At 36.4% G+C, this 20,074-nt stretch carries 13 protein-coding genes; 9 read left to right on the forward strand and 4 right to left on the reverse strand.

Annotated features, from left to right (window positions below; translation table 11 throughout):
- The first annotated feature begins 1 nt into the window (after position 1).
- The 9 genes from NCC77_RS22495 to NCC77_RS22535 all read left to right on the forward strand — a co-directional run bounded on the left by NCC77_RS22495 (position 2) and on the right by NCC77_RS22535 (position 14,539).
- Positions 2 to 6,271, forward strand: a complete 6,270-nt coding sequence (locus NCC77_RS22495; RefSeq protein ID WP_250837562.1) for an MBG domain-containing protein — start codon at positions 2 to 4, stop codon at positions 6,269 to 6,271.
- A 29-nt stretch (positions 6,272 to 6,300) separates the two neighbouring features.
- Positions 6,301 to 7,617: an OmpA family protein gene (locus tag NCC77_RS22500; RefSeq protein WP_250837563.1), complete on the forward strand. Its 1,317-nt coding sequence runs from the start codon at positions 6,301 to 6,303 to the stop codon at positions 7,615 to 7,617.
- 260 nt (positions 7,618 to 7,877) lie between these two features.
- Positions 7,878 to 8,810: a quinolinate synthase NadA gene (gene nadA, locus NCC77_RS22505; RefSeq protein ID WP_250837564.1), complete on the forward strand. Its 933-nt coding sequence runs from the start codon at positions 7,878 to 7,880 to the stop codon at positions 8,808 to 8,810.
- Positions 8,811 to 8,839: 29 nt separating this feature from the next.
- Positions 8,840 to 10,354, forward strand: a complete 1,515-nt coding sequence (nadB, locus tag NCC77_RS22510; RefSeq protein ID WP_250837565.1) for an L-aspartate oxidase — start codon at positions 8,840 to 8,842, stop codon at positions 10,352 to 10,354.
- A gap of 30 nt (positions 10,355 to 10,384) precedes the next feature.
- Complete coding sequence (gene ric / locus NCC77_RS22515) at positions 10,385 to 11,116, forward strand: iron-sulfur cluster repair di-iron protein (RefSeq protein WP_250837566.1); 732 nt, start codon at positions 10,385 to 10,387, stop codon at positions 11,114 to 11,116.
- Between the two features lie 14 nt (positions 11,117 to 11,130).
- Entirely contained in the window at positions 11,131 to 13,254 is a 2,124-nt protein-coding gene (locus tag NCC77_RS22520; protein WP_250837567.1) for a ribonucleoside triphosphate reductase, read from the forward strand.
- Positions 13,235 to 13,402 (forward strand): anaerobic ribonucleoside-triphosphate reductase, encoded by a 168-nt coding sequence (gene nrdD / locus NCC77_RS22525; protein WP_172426906.1) that lies wholly within the window; start codon positions 13,235 to 13,237, stop codon positions 13,400 to 13,402. Before NCC77_RS22520 ends, nrdD begins: the two co-directional genes overlap by 20 nt.
- On the forward strand, positions 13,356 to 14,072 hold the full coding sequence (locus NCC77_RS22530; RefSeq protein WP_250837568.1) for an anaerobic ribonucleoside-triphosphate reductase activating protein: 717 nt from the start codon (positions 13,356 to 13,358) through the stop codon (positions 14,070 to 14,072). The genes nrdD and NCC77_RS22530 overlap by 47 nt, the downstream gene beginning before the upstream one ends.
- A 20-nt stretch (positions 14,073 to 14,092) precedes the next feature.
- Positions 14,093 to 14,539 (forward strand): copper resistance protein CopD, encoded by a 447-nt coding sequence (locus tag NCC77_RS22535; protein WP_250837569.1) that lies wholly within the window; start codon positions 14,093 to 14,095, stop codon positions 14,537 to 14,539.
- Positions 14,540 to 14,618: 79 nt separating this feature from the next.
- Here NCC77_RS22535 and aspT read toward each other — a convergent pair whose 3' ends face one another.
- The 4 genes from aspT to NCC77_RS22555 form a co-directional block, all read right to left on the reverse strand.
- Positions 14,619 to 16,295, reverse strand: coding sequence for an aspartate-alanine antiporter (gene aspT / locus NCC77_RS22540; protein ID WP_250837570.1), 1,677 nt, complete (start codon positions 16,293 to 16,295; stop codon positions 14,619 to 14,621).
- A gap of 329 nt (positions 16,296 to 16,624) precedes the next feature.
- The gene (locus NCC77_RS22545) at positions 16,625 to 18,187 is read right to left on the reverse strand and encodes a vitamin K epoxide reductase family protein (protein ID WP_250837571.1); all 1,563 of its coding nucleotides are present in this window, start codon (positions 18,185 to 18,187) and stop codon (positions 16,625 to 16,627) included.
- A gap of 34 nt (positions 18,188 to 18,221) precedes the next feature.
- Positions 18,222 to 19,472 carry a TlpA disulfide reductase family protein gene (locus NCC77_RS22550; protein WP_250837572.1) on the reverse strand — a complete coding sequence of 417 codons (1,251 nt, stop codon included), beginning with the start codon at positions 19,470 to 19,472 and terminating at the stop codon, positions 18,222 to 18,224.
- Between the two features lie 112 nt (positions 19,473 to 19,584).
- The gene (locus NCC77_RS22555; protein WP_141248145.1) at positions 19,585 to 19,770 is read right to left on the reverse strand and encodes a hypothetical protein; all 186 of its coding nucleotides are present in this window, start codon (positions 19,768 to 19,770) and stop codon (positions 19,585 to 19,587) included.
- Positions 19,771 to 20,074: the final 304 nt, after the last annotated feature.

Raw genomic sequence — 20,074 nt, forward strand, 5'->3', positions numbered from 1 at the left:
TATGAAAAAAAAATTACTCTTATTTTTTACGTTCTTTTGCGTCTTTGGTTTACATCAAAATATAAAAGGACAAACTTTAGGACCCGGTGATATCGCTTTTATTGGCTTTGATACCGGAGGCCAAGATGGGTTTAGCTTTATAGCCCTAAAAAATCTACCTGCTGGAGAGATTGTATACTTTACAGAAGAAGGATTATCTGCTTCTGGATGGATAGGCAGTAGCGAACCACATATTAAATGGACTATACCTCCTGGGGTAACTTGTGGAAAAATAATTTCTGTTATAGAAACTGCTGCAAATACTTTTACAGTAACAGGAGGAATTCCTTCTGATTTTCTAATTAATCCAGAAGGTCCCGTTTACAGTTTTAACTTGTCTGCAGGTGACCAAATGCTAGCATACCAAAGTGCTACTAATGGCATGAGGCCTGCAATTTCACCAACTACTATAACTTTCTTAGCTGGTGTACATGGTGATTTTAATCCTAGTAATTATGATATTGGAAGTACCTGGAATAGCCCGCTAATAACAACAGGTCTTGGCGGTGCAGAAAGTATCTTACCGCAAGGGCTAACTAATGGAGTAAATTGTGTCTCATTATTTCCTAATATAACTGAGCCAACTCAGTATTTCGCAAAATATACTGGTACTTTAACTGGTACTTCTACTGCTTTAAGAGCAAGTATCAATACCTATACTAATTGGACAATCACATCCGCAAGTACAACTCCTCCTGGTACTACCCAAGGAATTTTACCTAGCAACTATTCTCCAAATGTAACTTGTACATCACTACCATCTGTAGCGACTACGACTCCTGCTACAAATATTGGAGCACTAACTGCTACATTAGGAGGTACAAACACTGACGGTGGTGACACAATACTGAGCAGAGGTATTGTTTGGTCACTAATGCCAAATCCTGTTATTGGTGGCCCAGGCGTAACCAATTTGACAACAAGTACAGGCACAGGCCCATTTACTATAAACGCAACTTTACTTCCTTCGGGTACTACTATATATTATGCGGCTTATGCATCGAATTCAGCTGGAATTACTTATGGCACTCCCGCATCATTCATGACCAATGCTCCCCTATCTGCTACACAATTACAAACAAATACTTGTAATGGTACCAATAACGGGACAGCAACAGTAGTTCCTTCGGGAGGAAAAGCCCCTTATTCTTTTGCATGGTCTAATGGTTCGACTACAGCAACAATAACAGGTTTATCACCATCTAATTATTCTGTTAACATAACAGATGGCGAAGGAACTTTGATATCCAAAATCTTTAATATAGGACAAGATTCAGCTATACAAGGAACAACCAATATTACTAATGTATCTTGTAACGGAGGCAATAATGGATCTATAGACCTTACTCCTTCAGGTGGCAGCGGATCTTATACTTATAACTGGGGAGGAGGAATAACAACTCAAGACAGAACAAGTCTTCCTGCAGGCACATATTCTGTTACCATTACCGATTCTAACAATTGTAGTGTGGTTGTAAGTAATATAGCAGTTGGCCAGCCAGCAGCGGCACTTGGCGGAACAACTGTTGTAACCAATGTAGCTTGCAACGGAGGAAATACAGGAGCAATAAATCTTACTCCAACTGGAGGAACTGGACCTTATACATTTTTATGGAATGATGGAATAACAACAACTGAAGATAGAACAGGGCTTACTGCAGGCTCATATTCGGTTACCATTACCGATGCTAATTTATGCCAAGCAACGATTAACGGCATTGCCGTAATTCAGCCTCCTGCAATTACAGGGATAGGTTCTACAACTCAGGTTGCGTGTTATGGAGGAAATACAGGAGCTATAAACGTTACCCCTGGCGGAGGAATCGGACCTTACACCTACAAATGGGATGATGGACCTACTACCGAAGACAGAATGCTACTTACTGCTGGTACATACAGCATTACGATAACTGATGCTAATTCATGTCAAAAAACATTCTCTTACACTATTAATCAGCCTGCAGCAGCTTTAAGTGCAACAACGGGAGGAGGAAAAACAGATATATCTTGCAATGGAGGTGCTAATGGTACTGCAACTGTAACACCAAATGGAGGAACTCCGGGTTATACCTATTCTTGGAATACGACTCCTGTTCAAACAACTGCTACAGCAACAGGACTTGCTGCAGGTACTTATACGGTAACGGTAACTGATTTTTATGGATGTCAAACAACTAGAAGCTTTACGATTAACCAGCCAGCAACATCTTTAAGCGCATCTGCAGCTGGACAGACCGATATTTTATGTAACGGATATGCCACAGGATCTGCAACTGTTAGTGCAACAGGAGGAACACCAAATTATACTTATTCATGGGCACCTTCTGGAGGAACTGCGGCAACAGCAACAGGTCTTACTGCTGGAACTTACACTGTAACGGTTACTGATGCTAATAGTTGTCAAGCAACACAATCCTTTACTATTACAGAACCAGGGGCTTTAGTTGCAAGTCCAGCATCACAAACCAATATAGCCTGTCGTGGTGGTTTAACTGGATCTGCTACTGTTACTGCAACAGGAGGAGCAGGAAGCTACACTTATTCTTGGGCACCTTCTGGAGGAACTGCGGCAACAGCAACAGGACTTGCTGCCGGAACTTACGTCGTAACTGTTACTGACGCTAATAATTGTCAAGATACTCAATCATTTACACTTATAGAGCCCCCAACGGTACTTACAACCACAGCAGGTACTATAAACAATACTTCGTGTTATGGAGGCGCTAACGGAACAGCAACGGTTATAGCATCAGGAGGAACTCCTAATTATTCTTATTCTTGGAATACAAATCCCGTTCAAACAACTGCTACCGCATCAGGACTTTCTGCTGGTACTTATAGGGTAACGGTAACCGATTTGTTTGGCTGTGAAGCAATCAGAGACTTTACCATATCCCAGTCACCTGCTCTATCAATAACTCCAAGCCAAACTAATGTTTCTTGCAATGGAGGTACGAATGGTACGGCCACGGCATCTGTTAGTGGAGGAACTGGAACTTATACTTACTCTTGGTCACCTACTGGAGGAAATGCTGCATCAGCAACTGGTCTTCAAGTTGGGACCTATACAGTTACAGTTACAGACGCTAATAACTGTCAGATTACACAGAGTTATGATATTACGCAGCCATCAGTCCTAACAGCAACACAATCACAAACGGAAGTTTTGTGCAATGGTTCTGCAACAGGTACAGCAACAGTTGTTGCCTCTGGCGGATCTCCTAACTATAGCTATTCATGGTCACCATCTGGAGGAACTGCTGCAACAGCAACTGGATTAGCCGCTAACACCTATACTTGTACCATCACAGATAACAATGGTTGTTTCATAACAAAAACATTCATTATTACTCAGCCAGCTGCTCCATTAACTGCTACTACTTCTCAAAATAACGCTACCTGTTCAACAGGTGGACAAGCAGGTGTATCACCAGCTGGGGGTGCGGGAGGTTATAGCTATCTTTGGTCGCCAGGAGGTGAAACAGCACCTATCATTACAGGTAAAGCAGCAGGTAATTACAGCTGTGTAATTACAGATGCTAATGGATGTTCTATTACCAAAAACTTTACTATCTATACAACTAATACGCTCGTTGCTAGCACCTTTAAAACTGATTTACTTTGTAATGGAGGAAACACTGGTTCTGCTGGCGTAGTTCCCTCTGGAGCTCCTGGACCATTTACTTATGTTTGGTCTCCTTCTGTCAGCGCTACTGATACAGCGGTGAATCTTAGCGCAGGAAACTATTCGGTAACGATTACTTCTGCAAATGGGTGTTCTATTGTCAAGAATTTTACAATTACTGAACCTTCAGCAATTAATATAACTCCATCGCAAACAAATGTTAGCTGCAACAGTGGATCAAACGGATCTGCTTCTGTAACCGTAACTGGAGGAACTGGAACTTATACCTATGCATGGTCTCCTTCTGGAGGAACTGCAGCAACTGCAAATGGACTTTCGGCTGGAACTTACACTGTAACTGTTACAGATGATAATTTATGCTCCAAAACACAAAGTTTTACCATAGCAGAACCTGACGCACTTACTCCATCAGTATCTCAAACAGATGTTTCTTGTAATGGTGGTTCAAACGGATCTGCAACTGTAAACGTTACAGGAGGAACTGGTACTTATAGCTACCAATGGTCTCCTTCTGGAGGAACTGCTGCAACCGCAACTGGCCTATCGGCGGGAACCTATACTGTACTTATAAAAGATAGCAACTTATGTGAGACAACAGCAACTGTAACTATTGCTGAACCTGCTTTACTTACTGCGACAATAGATAAAACAGATGTTTTATGCTATCAGGCCAATAATGGTACTGCAACGGTAATCCCTTCTGGAGGAACTGGAACTTATACGTACTCTTGGTCACCATCGGGAGGAACTGCTGCAACAGCAACCGGATTAAGTCCAAACACTTACTCTGTTACCGTAACCGATGCAAATGGATGTTTTATAACAGAAACTGTACAAATTACAGAACCTACCCCTCTTTCGGCTACAGACACACAAACAAATGTATCTTGTAACGGAGGAAATAATGGTACCGCATCTGTAGTGGCTTCTGGAGGAACAGGAAACTACAGCTATTTATGGGCACCTTCTGGCGGAACTGCTGCAACTGCAACGGGTCTTACAGCAGGAACTTATACGGTAACCGTTACAGATGAAAACTCATGTTCTGTTACCAATACGATTGTAATTACAGAACCAGATGCTTTAAATTTAACATCGACTCATACAGAAGTTTCATGTTATAATGGAAATAATGGCTCGGCTACAGTAAACGCAACTGGCGGTACAGGTTCTTACTCCTACTCTTGGTTTCCATCTGGAGGAACGGCTGCAACAGCAACGGGTCTTACAACAGGAACTTATACAGTAACTGTAACAGATGACAATTCTTGTACTGCTTCACTAACTGTAGAAATATTGCAGCCTGCAAATCCTGTTACTTTAAACACCGCTGTTATTTCACAAATAACAGCAAGTGGTGCTTCTCTATCTGGAAGTGCATCTTCTAACGGAATAAATACAGATAGCGGATCTTGTTTAACAGAAGTTGGATTTGTATATGCACAGCACGCAAACCCAACTACAGCAGATACTAAAATCAATATTTCTGCCGCATTAGGAACATTCACAAATTCTTTATCTGGACTTAGAGGAAATAGAACTTATTACGTTAGAACTTATGCGATAAATAGTAATGGTTTTGTGAATTATGGAAACGAAGTTAGTTTCACGACTCAAAAATATACTCTTACTATAACTGCAGCAGCAGGACATACAAAAGTATACGGTACAGAAGATCCTGCGTTTAATTACACACCACTAGGTTTTGCTAATGGAGATACAAGCTCAATCATTACAGGTCTGCTTTCTAGAGATGCTGGCGAAAATGTTGGAAAATACAATATTAAGTTAGGATCAATTAGCGCTGGCGCGGATTATACAATTGCTTTTACCGGTGCAGAATTTGAAATTACTAAAGCGGACCAAACAATCACTTGGGACCAAACTTTAGAATTTGGATGTATAGATTCTAATAACGTAGCCTTAACTGCAACAGCAGACAGCGGATTGCCAATTTCGTACACTATTGCAAATGCAGCATTAGGAACAATTTCTGGATCAACATTAAACATCACTGGATCAGGAAGCTCAACAATTACAGCTGTACAAAATGGTGATCAAAATCATAATGCTGCTACAGCAGTTGTTAAACCAATAGAAGTTAGCCATTCTGGACTTGTAACACAACAGTGGGCAAATGTGCTATTCTTTGATAATAAATCGAACAATTACGTAGCATGGCAATGGTATAAAAACGGAGTAGCTGTTTCTGGTGCAACTCGTCAGTATTATAGTGAGGTTCAACCTTTAAACGGAAGCTATTACGTAATTGCAAAAGACAAAAACGGAAATTCAATTAAATCTTGTCCAATTGAGACTACAGGAACAGTTTTTACCAAAAAGATAAAAATCTATCCAAACCCAGTTAAACCTGGAGCTGAATTTACTTTAGAGTGTGACTTTAGCGATTCTCAATTAAATGGATCTGAGGTGGTTATTTATGACATTACAGGAAAATTAGTTCAGACTATTTCAAATGTAAAAGCCAAAAATGAAATCATCGCTCCATCGCAGGCAGCCTTATATGTTGTCGTTCTTAAATTGGCAAACGGCCAGTTAAAAACAATCAACTTATTGGTGAAATAAAAATGAGATTTAATTTAAAATTACAAGCAATGAAAATTAAAACCACAATAGCCATACTACTACTGTGTAGTGTCACAATAAAAGCGCAGGAAATTAATGTCAAGATTAATGGAGGTCCGTCTGGAATTCTTTATGATAGCAATATCGGAGACGGAAAATTAAAATTTGGTGGAGGAATAGGTGTTGGATACACCTATTTCTTCAGCGATCACTGGGGAGTTTCCACAGGGGTTGATGTTACTTACAATCAAAATAGTTTTAAATTAAATAACGGAACGACAATCTCAACTTATGAAGTTGACGACCAGACTTCTGCATTTGAGTATCAGGTCACTCCTACTAACTACAAAGAAGATCAGCATTTTATTGGTTTTGCTATTCCATTAATGATGCAATACAGAACTTCAATTGCCTCTCAGACGCAATTGTACTTTGGATTCGGAGGAAAAATTATGTTTCCAGGAAAACAAACTGCAAAAGCTTCGGCTTCAGAACTACAGTTAAGTGGTTACTATCCAGATATAAATCTTTTGGTTGATGATCTACCTTCTCACGGATTTGGAAAAGTAACCAATTGGCAGGATAAAGCAACCGTAAGCTTAGATCCTTCTTTTCTTTTAAGTGTTGAAACAGGTCTTACTTTCAAACTAAAAGAAAATACACAGCTTTATACTGGTGTATATGTGGACTACGGTTTGACAGAAATGGCCAAAGAAAATGCCAATCTTAACATCGTTGCGTACAACCCTAACGGACTGGATAATATTCAAGCAAATGGTACGAGTGGCAATAGAAAAATTGTTCAAGAAAGCCGTTACTTCTCTGCAGGTGTTCAACTGAAATTAGGTTTTATGCTAAATAAAAACAAGCCAGAACCAGTAGCCGTACAACAAAAAGAAGAAGTGGTAACTAAAACTGAAGCGCCTGTTCAAGAAAAAGCGCCTGTGCAGCAAAAAGTAGTTGAAACTCCACCAGCTAAAAAGGAACTTACCACAACTGATCGGACATACGTTGAAAAACCGCTTGCTTTCCAAGAAGTCGGAAACACCGATGTAACGCCGCAATTGGCTACAAGATTGGATGAAATTGCTAAAATTCTAAAATCAAATAAAGATATTGATCTTAATATTACAGGATATACTTGTGATATAGGAACAGAAGCACGCAATCTTGAAATTGGAATGAAAAGAGCGCAAGCTGTTTCAGATTATTTACAGAATAAAGGAATTGAATCTAATCGCATGCATTTATTTTCGAAAGGTGAAAGCGAACCTTTGGTTCCAAATACTCCAGTAGAAAACAGGCCGCTGAACAGAAGAGTAACTCTTACATTAGTAGATAGATAAATTCTAAAAATCTATAATTTTAAAAAGCATGAAAAGAACTTCCTTTTCATGCTTTTTTTATTGGTAAAACTCAAATTATCAAGGTTAACATATAAAAACAAAAATTAAACAGTATGATTAGAATCATGTTTTGAAAAAAATGATGATAATATATTTACCCTATTAAAATTATATGCTTAAATATATTTTGATACAAGCTTAAAAAATAAATACCCAACAGCTTTATAGGTTAGCGAAGCCGAAAATACAAAGAATAAAAAATGAACAAGAACTTTTTAGTACAGGAGATCATCCGATTGAAAAAAGAAAAAAATGCCGTTATCCTGGCTCATTATTACCAAGATGAGAATATTCAGGAAATAGCAGATTTTATAGGTGATAGTCTTGAATTGGCTAAAAAAGCACAAAATACTAATGCTGATATTATAGTTTTTGCAGGAGTTCATTTTATGGCAGAAACAGCAAAAATTTTAAACCCAAATAAAAAAGTGGTATTGCCAGACTGGAACGCTGGCTGTTCGCTTGCTGACGGCTGTCCGCCCGAAGATTTTAAATTGTTTAAAGAACAGCATCCCGATCACATTGTGGTTACTTACATTAACTGTTCTGCACAAATAAAAGCTATGAGCGATTTAGTCTGCACATCGGCAAATGCCAAAAAGATAATCGAATCTATTCCAGCAGAACAAAAAATAATATTTGCTCCAGATGAAAATTTAGGCAAGTATCTTCAAAAAGAAACCAAGCGCGAACTTGTCTTATGGAAAGGCTCATGCGTTGTGCACGAAGCCTTTTCATTAGACAAATTAATAGAAATATATAACAAAAATCCGACTGCAAAAATTGCAGCTCACCCTGAATCTGAAAGTCATATTTTAAAAGCAGCACATTTTATTGGCTCGACTTCGGGAATTATTAATTTCATTAAAACGGATCCTGCTGCCGTTTTCATTGTGGCCACAGAAGCCGGTATCTTGCATGAGCTTACAAAAGCGGTACCTGATAAAACGTTGATTCCGGCTCCTACCACAGAAGACAACAGCTGTGCTTGCAGCGAATGTGCTCTTATGAAAATGAATACACTCGAAAAATTGTATTTGTGCCTTAAAAATGAAAGGCCAGAAATGCTTATTAAAGATGAACTGAGAATAGAAGCGCTAAAGCCTATTAAAAGAATGCTTGAATTATCATAAAAAACGCAATAACCTTAAATCAAAATAACATGCTTAAAACAGATATACTTATCATCGGTTCTGGTATTTCGGGATTATTTTTTGCCATGAAAATAGCAAAAAAACGTCCAGACTTATCTATTGTTATAATGACGAAAGAAACAGCCAAAAATACCAATACACAACTCGCTCAAGGCGGTATTGCTGTAGTTACAGATCATTTAAAAGACAGTTTCAATAAACACATTCATGATACGCTTCGTTCTGGAGGTGGTTTGTGCGATAAAGAAATTGTCAATATGGTGATTACGCAAGCTCCAGAAAGACTTCAGGAATTAATTGAAATTGGAACTTCTTTTGACAAAGATGAAAAAGGCCAATGGAATCTAGGTTTAGAAGGAGGACATTCACAACACAGAATATTACATCATAAAGACAGCTCCGGACAGGAAATTGAGAGTAAACTACTCAAGATTATTAAGAAGATGCCCAATATTGAACTCTTAGAGAATCATATGGTCATTGATATCAATACCGAAACAAAGAAAGCTAAAACTACTTGTACCGGAGTCTTCTTTTATGAAAAAAAACACAATCGCATCAAATACATGAGAACGCGCACTATTGTTATGAGTACTGGGGGATGCGGACAGCTTTTTGAAAACACAACAAATCCGAAAATAGCAACGGGAGATGGACTCGCAATGGCAGCACGTGCGGGAGCAGAAATTGCAGATATGGAATACATGCAGTTTCATCCAACCGCTTTATTTACAGGAAAAGAAAATCCGTTGTTTTTGATTTCAGAAGCTGTTAGGGGCTTTGGCGCTCATATTGTAAATGAGGAAGGAAAAAGGTTTTTATTCAAATATGATATCCGAGGCGAATTGTCTACACGAGATATGGTCTCAACTGCCATTAGTAAAGAACTTCAAGCGAGCGGAAAAAAACATGTTTATTTAGACTGTAGACATTTAGATCCAAAAGCTTTTTCAAATCAATTTCCAGTGATCACAGCACATTGCAATGAGTTGGGAATTTATCCTGAAAAAGATTTAATTCCTGTTGTTCCTGCGGCGCATTATCAATGTGGCGGTATTCGAGTAGATAAAAATGGAGTAACGACAATAAAAAATCTTTATGCTATTGGAGAATGCGCTAGAACAGGTCTTCATGGTAAAAACCGTCTGGCATCCAACTCTCTTCTTGAAGGTCTAGTCTTTGCTCATCAGGCTTCAGAAAACGTAGACAGAACTATTGCCGAATTTCTTTTTTCATCCCAAATATTAATTCCGAAGTTTCCGAAGGCGCATCAAGTCGATGATTACCTTGCTTTTGAAATACTTAAAAAAGAATTGCAAAAACTGGTGACCGCATTTTATACAAGCGAAGAACGCGATGCCGAATTGGCTTTTGAAAAAATAAAAGAGCTTCATAATTATGCCGTTTCCCTTACAGAAGCACACGAAATTACGATTCCATTTATCGAATTTTCGAATATGATTGCGGTTTCTTTATTGATAATTAAGCAATGTAAAACTGCAACGGACCAAAAAATATGCTGAAACCAAAATTAATCTATACCCCCAACCATTATGAAACTAACAAGCAAAACAACCATTGGAGAAATCGTCGCAGATGATTTCAAAACAGCAGCCATTTTTACAAAATTCAATATTGACTTTTGTTGCAAAGGACATCGAACAATCGAAGAAGTTTGCAAAAAAAGAGATATTGAAGAAAGTGCTCTTATTGAGCACATTGAAAAAGCAAGAAACAGTTCTGCCAATCAGTCTTTTGATTACAAAAGTTGGTCAGCTGATATGATTGCAGATTATATAACCAAAACCCATCATAGATATGTAGAAGAAAAGTCCCCTATTATTTTGGAGTATTTAAATAAATTATGCGGTGTTCACGGTGCGATTCATCCTGAGCTTCATGAGATTCATACTATTTTTTCAAAGACGTACTTGGATCTCACAGCTCATATGAAACGAGAAGAGTTGGTTGTTTTTCCTTTTATAAAAAAAATGAAAATCGCACACAGTAAAGGTCAAGAACTGGAAACACCGCCTTTTTTATCTATCGAAAATCCAATTACAACATTAAAAGAGGATCATATAACCGAAGGACAGCGCTTTAAAAGAATTGCGGCATTAACCAATAATTATACACCACCTGTTGACTCATGCAATACTTATAAAGTTGCTTTTCTAATGCTGGAAGAATTTGACAAAGATTTAAAGAAGCACATTCATCTGGAAAACAACATCTTATTTCCAAAAGCAATTGAACTTGAAAAAACATTTGAAAAAGTGTCTTAAATTAAAAGAATACCATGGAAAAATATGTAATCAAACGCAATGGAGATTATAAGCCTTTTGAAGCTTATAAAATTCAGGATGCCATTCAGAAAGCCTTTCAAAGCGTCAATCAGCCTATAGACAAGAGAATTTTCAAAACCGTTCTTTCTGGTCTTGAGGTAAAGTTTTCGTGGCCTGTAGAAGAAATTCAGGACATGATAGAAAGAGCACTTTTTGAAAATGGATATTTCCAGACCATGCGTTCGTTTATCATTTATCGTCATACCAGAAAATTACAGCGAGAACATATTAATGGTTTAAACGATGACACCACTTATATAGACAGTACGCAAACTGTTGAAGAATACATTAATCAATCCGATTGGAGAATTAATGCCAATGCCAATATTTCGTATTCAAACGCTGGCTTAGTCAGCAATACTGCAGGAAAAGTTATTGCCAATTATTGGCTCGATAAAATATATAATAAAGAAGAAGGTTCTGCTCATAGGAATGGCGACATACACATCCATGATTTGGATTGTCTTACCGGATACTGCGCTGGTTGGAGCCTACGTGTGCTATTAAATGAAGGTTTTAATGGCGTGCGTGGCCGTGTCGAGAGCAGACCTCCTTCTCATTTTAGGGAAGCATTGGGACAAATGGCTAATTTCTTAGGAATTCTGCAAAGCGAATGGGCAGGCGCTCAGGCTTTCAGTTCTTTTGATACCTATTTGGCTCCTTATGTTTTTAAAGATCAGCTTTCTTATGAAGAGGTTTTAAAAGGAATTAGAAGTTTTGTTTACAATCTAAATGTACCTGCACGTTGGGGACAATCGCCTTTTACAAACATTACTTTGGATTGGAATGTTCCAGAAGATTTAAGAGAACAGATTCCGACAAGAAACGATCAGCATTTGTTTTTGAATGTAAAGGATACAAATCTAATAACTGAAGCTCAAAACAGAGGTGCTCAAAAATTGATAGACTTAAAATATGGCGATTTTCAAAAGGAAATGAATCTCATTAATAAAGCCTATTATACCATTATGACCGAAGGAGATGCAAACGGACAGCCGTTTACGTTTCCGATTCCAACCGTAAATATTACAGAAGATTTTGACTGGCAAGGAGAAAATGTCGATTTATTATTTGAAAATACCGCTAAAATAGGTTCTTCTTACTTCCAGAATTTTATTGGAAGCCAATATATTTTGGATGAAAATGGAAACCGAATTGAAAACCCAGAAGCTTACAAACCAAATGCCGTAAGAAGTATGTGTTGCCGATTACAGCTCGATTTAAGAGAATTATTGAAACGCGGAAATGGTCTTTTTGGTAGTGCAGAAATGACGGGAAGCATTGGTGTTGTAACTATAAATATGGCACGTTTAGGATATCTGCATAAAGGAAATATCATTACTTTATTTGAACATTTAGACGAACTGCTTCAAATAGCCAAATCGACTTTAGAGAAAAAAAGAATCTTTATTCAGCAAATGTACGACCGCGGACTTTATCCGTACACGCAACGCTATCTGAAACATTTTAGAAATCATTTTTCTACCATTGGCGTTAACGGAATGAATGAAATGGTGCTCAACTTTTCTGAAGGAAAACAAAATATAACGGATACCTCAGGAATACATTTCGCTACAGAAATTCTAGATCATATTAGATTGCGAATGAAGGAGTTTCAAGAAGAAACTGGAAATCTTTACAACCTAGAAGCAACACCGGCCGAAGGAACAACGTATCGTTTTGCGAAAGAAGATAAAAAGCGTTTTCCAGAGATTTTACAAGCGGGTCAAAACGAAAATATTTACTATACCAATAGTTCACAAATTCCAGTCGATCATACCGATGATCCTTTTGAAGCTTTATTACTTCAAGACGAATTGCAATGCAAATATACTGGAGGTACAGTTTTGCATCTTTATATGAGAGAAAAAATAAGCAGTCCCGAAGCCTGCAAAAACTTCGTAAAGAAAGTTTTAACCGGCTTTAAACTGCCATACATAACCGTAACACCAATTTTTAGCATCTGCCCTATTCATGGCTATCTAAACGGAGAACATGAATACTGCCCAAAATGCGACGAAATTTTACTCAATAAAAACAATCAAAAACACTTGGCTTATGAAAACGAAAACGCTTAAAATTCTAGAAGAAAAAAAATCCCAAAGAAGCAAATGTTTGGTTTATACACGTGTAATGGGATATCACAGACCTGTAGAAAGTTTTAATATTGGAAAAAAAGGTGAACACCAACAGCGTACCCATTTCGAAGAAAGCATTATCTATTAAAGGAATATTTAGCCTCACGCCTTTTACTTTATTAGATTATCCGCATAAAACAGCCTGCATAGTGTGGTTTGCGGGCTGTAACATGCGGTGTTTATACTGCTACAATCCAGACATTGTTTTAGGAAAAGGAAAGATTGATTTTAATGAAGTTCTTTCTTTCTTAAAAACTAGAAAAGGATTATTAGACGGTGTTGTATTGAGTGGCGGCGAATGCACTTTACACAAAAAAATAATTGATTTTATAAAAGAAATCAAAGCAATGGGATTTGAGGTTAAAATAGATACCAACGGTTCCAATCCAAAAATATTAAATAGCCTGATTCGTGATCAATTAATTGATTATGTCGCGTTAGATTATAAAAGTCTTCCTCATACCTTTAAAAAACTAACGCAATCAGGCTTATTTTCAGAATTTGAAAAAAGTTTAGAAATTTTGATTCAATCGAATATTCCGTTTGAAGTTCGCACCACTTTTCATTCTTCTTTAATTAAAGAAAATGATTTTGTGAAGATGATTGAATATTTAGAAACAAAGAATTTTGAAGGAAATTATTATATACAGCATTTTATGAATAATGTGCCAACACTTTCAAAACTAGACGATTCAAGCAAAGAAATACAACTTAAAAAATTCTCCACTCCAAAAATAAAAGTTATTTTTAGAGATTAATAACTCAAAATGAATACGTTATGGCTTTACATCATTTTGTACTTATAATTCATCTATTGGCGGCGACAATTTGGGTTGGCGGACATTTACTTTTGGCTATTTGTTATCTTCCAACAGCATTGAAGAAAAAAGATCCACAGATTATTTTAAATTTTGAAAAGAAATTTGAAGCACTCGGAATGTCTTCTCTTGCTTTATTAATTATTACAGGAATCTGGATGGCGTATGATTTTGGCGTAACAGCCGAAACTTGGTTTCATTTCTCGAGCGGATTTGAAAAAGTAGTTTCCATAAAACTGATTTTACTTTTCTGCACTTTTATCTGTGCCGTTTGCGCTCAATTTTTTGTTATTCCGAATCTTAATAAAAACAATATTTATAGAATTGCCATAATTATTCTTACGGTTACTTCAATAGGAGTTGCAATGCTGGTTTTAGGATCGACACTGCGTTATGGCGGAATTTAATTAACTCAACTAACTGATTTTTAATGCAAACGCAATCTCGATTTTCTAGGGATTGTGTTTTTTACTTTATAACATATTATTACGACATCATACCTACAAGTATAGGCCCGAATGCAGTCAATAGTATATTGGCTAATGCGTAGGGAATAGTATAACCTAAAACGGGAAATTTGCTCCCTGATGCATCTTGAACCGCTTTTAATCCAATTGTTGATGTACCCGCACCTGTTTGAGCGCCAAGTAATATTAACGGGTTTATTTTTAATATATATCTTCCAAAATATAGTCCGATGATATGAGGAATTAAGGCAACCGCTACACCCGCTAATAAAATACCAAAGCCAGTTTCTTTAAGACCTGAGATAAAACTTGGACCAGCAGCTAGACCAACAAGTCCTATAAACGCGGCAAGACCAACGTTGTCAAATATCCACAAGGCGGGTTCTGGAATTCTTCCAAAAACTGGTGTTCTCGAATGTAGCCAGCCAAAGACTAGTCCCATTACCAATGCGCCACCGCTTGTTGTTAAAGTTATTGAAACGCCAAATAAGGTTACCGACAGCAAACCTAAAAGTCCACCAAGGACAATACCCAAACCAACAAAAATAATATCGGTCTCAGGGCTTAAACGATCCAGATAACCTATTTCTTTCGCTGCTTCTTCTAGTTTTGCTGGCCTGCCTGAAAGATTCAAAACATCACCTCTATTTAAAACCGTCTTCGATTCAAGCGGTATCTCATGATTTTCTCTCGTTATTTTGTTTAGCATTAATCCATGATAAAAACTGCTTTTTCGAAGAAGCTTTACTGTCATTCCTTCGACAGCCTTATTCGTAATCGTAACATCTAAATGTGCTAGTGGGAAATTTAGCAATTCTTCGTCCAAGACTTCTGGTCCAACAGAAAAGAGACTGTCTAAAATGATTCCGTGCTGCCCCATTATAACCAAAATATCATCTTTATCAATTATAGTATCAGGTTTTGGGTCTAGCAATTGATGCTTATGGCGTATCCTCTGAATGACAATATTCTTGTTAGATATTAATCTTTTAAACTCGCTTATACTGATTCCGGTCCATTTCTCATTGGTTATTCTATAGGCACGGATAATCCATCTCTGATAGGCACTTTTCATTCCTGGACCATATTCAGTTTCTCCTGAAATGGTTTCAGCCAATTTATCACTTTCTTTCACTAAATCAATACCAAGCAATTTTGGAGCAATTCCTGTTAGAAAAAAAACAAAAGATGCTGCTCCTACCAAATAAGTTACAGAATAAGCTACCGGAATATTATTGATTAATCGGCTTTTTTCTGCATCAGCAAGATTTAAGTGGCTAATGGCATCTGAAGCAGTACCAATTACAGTGGATTCAGAAAATGCCCCTGCTAATAATCCGGCTGCTGTTCCAACATCATAACCTAAAAAAGTAGAGACCGAATATGCCACTAATAAACACGATAAACAAATTACCAAGGTAAGCAGTAATTGAGGAAATGCATTTTTTTTAAAACCTTGAAAAAATTGAGGCCCAACTTTATATCCTGTAGAAAACAAGAAAAAGTCAAAGAAAATAGTTTTTACAATATCTGGAATTTCAATATCCAACTGACCAATTAGCACTCCAGCGAATAAAGTTCCTAATACGACACCAATTTTAAATGTACCTATCTTAATACGTCCTATTAAGAATCCAAGAGCCAAGCATAAGAAAAGTGCCAGTTCAGGATGTGCTCTAAGTATAGCTGTAACCATATTGCCTTTTTTTCATATAAATTTAATCAAAAAAAGACAGCAACACACTATATTTCAATTATTTAAAAATAATTAATTATAACCATATTCTACTAAAAGAAAAATAAAAAATCTAAAACCAACTGGAAAACAGCTTGAATTAGAAACAATATAAAAAAAAACAGCCCGAAGGCTGCTTTAAATTTTGTAAGATAATGCTATAAATATCTAATTTTCCACAAATATTATAGGGAGTAAGCAACGTTTACACATCTGATACCGATGGCTTACACCAGACAAATTATTATTTGCTTTTGGATTTCATTACCAAGATCTCTAGTTATCTTCATTTAAAGATCATCCTCAATCAATTCATTTATGAAATATTCCAAATTTTGCCTATCATACACCTTAGGATAATGATATCCATTAATAAAAAGTGTAGGCGTTAATTGGAAATGGTTATTTTGGCACCAGACGAACTGTTTGGCAAATAATTCATCGATTTTCACAATATCAAAATCTATTTTATATTTCTGCAGCCATTCGCCAATATTTTTCTCTTCAAACCAATTAGTTAATGCTTCGCTATAAGCTTCTTGTCCCTTTTCCAGATAAATTGCCATCAGGCTTCTTAACAGCAGTTTTTTCTCATCCCTTTCTTTTCCAATATCAATCCCCATCAGCACATTGATTTTTACTTTTTCTCCATGAAGCTTCAAAATTTTAGCCAATAATGCATCGGCATCCTTACAGTAGCCGCAAAAAGGATTTGTTATTATGGTTATTTGGACTTTACTGTTTGCGTTTCCAAGTTGGATTGGACTTTGAAGCATATCTAATTTTGATCTGGATAACAATACAATCTTAAAAATTTTATAGTTGCGTATAAATCTCGTCGCTTTAAAATTCATGTCTTTCAGCTCATTATGCTTTGCCAACATCTGTTTGAGCAGTGACCAAATAAATGATATAGCCAGAAATAGGAATGCAAATATTAAAATTGATCTGAGCGAAATGCCTACACTGTTTTCAAGAAATATTTCGATATACAAGAGCTCTGCCAATAAAGTAAATATTATTGCCAAGCATATCGGGCACCACTTTTTTTCAACTATTTTTTGATAATAAAGCGATAGGACAATGATCGGTATAGTACAATAGAGCAATGCTTTTTGAATTATAAAAAAATCATTTGAATTTCCGGCAAGTATCAATACAAAGAGGCCTATAAACTGAGACGCAAAAAACACGATGCTTAAACTGCTGAAATTTAAAAATTTGAACAATTTCCATTTATCTGAGTTAAGTATAGCCTCACAGCTTGTATCGTTTGAAATATTGCAGAATTTTGCAATTAATGCGCTCTTTGTACCAAACAGATCTTTTAGTGCCGCAATTGAAAACAAAAAGCCGATTATCGGGAAAATGGCAAAAATCTTTGTCGTAAGACTTTCATCAGCATTGAAATATAGGATGCCAAGCAGAATTAAAGATAAAGACGGCAAAATGAATGGATAATTATTCTTAGATCCTGTTTCAATTTCATTAGTCTTTTCCGCCAATAAAACAGTCCCACCCCATCTTTGCTGCAAAAGCTCTCTATCATATTCGACTATTTTTTTTCCTTTATATGTGAAATAGGAAGTTTCATTCCTTTCAATAAAATAGGGCGTCTTTTTACCATTGTCATTTTTTAGAACGGCAATAAATCTATCGGGCAAAATTTCAATATCATCGAAATCAATATTTATAGCAAAATTTTCTATAGAGAAAAAATTTAAAGTATCCGATATAGCCAGTAAAGTAGGGTAATCGGGATGCGACTGCACCTGGAATGAAAATTCAGATTTATCAATTGGTAGTTCTTCTTTTTCTAAATACTGAAAAAGGTAAGTGAAATTTTCGGTCATATATTAAGCTCTTTATCTAAATGTTCTAGAAATTTTATTCTTTGTCAAAAGTTTTTTCAAGTATTTTTTTTAATTCCATTTTATTTTCATCTCCACTGCCTTTCCATCGTCCAATTATTTCGCCCCGTTTGTTAATTAGAATTTTGACAGGAATTGCTGTCACAAGGTAATTATCTTCAATTTTTGTCTGATTTTCAGCAACGGATATATGCTTCCATAAACCAATTTTTTCATCGGCGATTGCTTTCCTCCATGAATTTAAATTTTTATCTCTGGATATGCTGATAATTTCAAATCCTTTATCTTTATATTTCTCATAGGCATCTTTAAGAAAAGGCAGATCATCCCTGCAAGGCTCGCACCAGCTGGCCCAGAAATCTATCAGAACATATTTTTTATCCCGAAAGGTTGCCAGAGGGATCACCTCTCCATTATAATCTTTTAATATAAAATCAGGAGCAATGCTTCCCACTTTACTGTTTCTAAAGTCGGAGATTCTTTTAAAAAGCCTCACTCCCGATGTAGATTCTTTTACTTCTTTTGACAGTCCATCAGCAAGAGAAATAATAGTTTCATAATTTAAAAGCCCTTCTTTCTTAGCCAATCTGTAGTAAAGTAAAGAGGGAGCTATAAACGAAGACGGATTCTGCCTGATAAAATTAAAATCCATCTCCATTTCTGTGGTTTTATTTTGATCTGACAGTTTTTCCAAAATTTCCAATTGATGTTCCAGTTCCACTTTAATCTGCGGGTCTGAGGCGACAGTAATCCTGTCAAAATACGATCTTATAAGCAATGAGATAGAATCTCTTTTACTATATACACCGTTTTTTACTTTTTGAAGCTGGGAATATTCGTCTTGTGTTTTACTGCCCTTTACCTCTGCTGTTGAAAAATCATAAAAATCCAACTTTATTTCCATTACGGCTGGTTCAAGGAACAATTCTGTAGAATTGCTTCTGCTCATACTAAACTCTCGATTATTGCATAAAGTGGCTCTTGTGGGATAATCGATATTTCCTTTCAAAATAAATTTGTTATTATCTATTTTAGCCGAGTCATAAATTCTTTTGTCGCCAACTTCGTAAACCAGATAGATCTTATCAATACTTAATCCTTTACCTGCCCCCCTTAGTTCGAATGCAGTTCTATTGCCTAATTTCTGGGCAGATAGAGAAATGGAAACTAAAAAAAGAAGATGAGCCGTTTTGAACATTTTTTTTGTATTTTCTAAACAGCTAATTTCAGGACAGTTTAACAAGGATCTTTTTTTTAAATAATGCATTGGCTTATCTATTTAAAGAAGCAGGAATCACAATTCCTGCATTTCTATTTTTTAATATCAGTAAAGGAATTGCATGCAATTCCTTTACTTTGTTAACTAGGATTGGATAATCTTAGCAGTCGCACTTTCCGTTTCTGCAGTAGTCGCAGTATCCATCACAGCCTCCTGCATCGCCTCCGCATTCTTCACCACATTCTTTCGTTGCAGCTCCGCACTCGTCACAGCCTCCAGAAATCATTCTCATTTGATCTCTTTTAAGAGCATTTTCTTTCATGTCTTTAAAACTCATTTTTTTCATGATTTTCATGTTTGTTATAGTTAATAATTAATTGAAAATCTTTCGCAGATCATTACTCTAAAATCTACCACGTGCACTTGGTTTATTTTTTTAGTTATGTGCTATAGATTTACTCTTTTGTTCTTTGTTTCACATGATCGATATCTCCAATTTAGCTGTACTGTGACAATAATTAAAATTGATTTCTAATAGTGCGTATACCATCAGGCAGTCAAAAAAAATCCCACCTCCATTAATTAATTTCACTTCTTTTCGTGGTTTTTTGTTTTGTTTTTTAAATTATATAATAAATTTTTTACACATT

Source organism: Flavobacterium tyrosinilyticum, from assembly GCF_023656565.1.
Lineage (GTDB): Bacteria > Bacteroidota > Bacteroidia > Flavobacteriales > Flavobacteriaceae > Flavobacterium > Flavobacterium tyrosinilyticum.

What these genes read in the sequence shown, in the direction of transcription:
- nrdD (WP_172426906.1), top strand. Translation starts at nt 13,235, where the DNA reads ATGAAAACGAAAACGCTTAAAATTCTAGAAGAAAAAAAATCCCAAAGA.
- NCC77_RS22555 (WP_141248145.1), bottom strand. Translation starts at nt 19,770, where the DNA reads ATGAAAAAAATGAGTTTTAAAGACATGAAAGAAAATGCTCTTAAAAGA.
- NCC77_RS22535 (WP_250837569.1), top strand. Translation starts at nt 14,093, where the DNA reads ATGGCTTTACATCATTTTGTACTTATAATTCATCTATTGGCGGCGACA.
- nadA (WP_250837564.1), top strand. Translation starts at nt 7,878, where the DNA reads ATGAACAAGAACTTTTTAGTACAGGAGATCATCCGATTGAAAAAAGAA.
- NCC77_RS22520 (WP_250837567.1), top strand. Translation starts at nt 11,131, where the DNA reads ATGGAAAAATATGTAATCAAACGCAATGGAGATTATAAGCCTTTTGAA.
- NCC77_RS22550 (WP_250837572.1), bottom strand. Translation starts at nt 19,472, where the DNA reads ATGCATTATTTAAAAAAAAGATCCTTGTTAAACTGTCCTGAAATTAGC.
- NCC77_RS22495 (WP_250837562.1), top strand. Translation starts at nt 2, where the DNA reads ATGAAAAAAAAATTACTCTTATTTTTTACGTTCTTTTGCGTCTTTGGT.
- ric (WP_250837566.1), top strand. Translation starts at nt 10,385, where the DNA reads ATGAAACTAACAAGCAAAACAACCATTGGAGAAATCGTCGCAGATGAT.
- nadB (WP_250837565.1), top strand. Translation starts at nt 8,840, where the DNA reads ATGCTTAAAACAGATATACTTATCATCGGTTCTGGTATTTCGGGATTA.
- NCC77_RS22500 (WP_250837563.1), top strand. Translation starts at nt 6,301, where the DNA reads ATGAAAATTAAAACCACAATAGCCATACTACTACTGTGTAGTGTCACA.
- aspT (WP_250837570.1), bottom strand. Translation starts at nt 16,295, where the DNA reads ATGGTTACAGCTATACTTAGAGCACATCCTGAACTGGCACTTTTCTTA.
- NCC77_RS22545 (WP_250837571.1), bottom strand. Translation starts at nt 18,187, where the DNA reads ATGACCGAAAATTTCACTTACCTTTTTCAGTATTTAGAAAAAGAAGAA.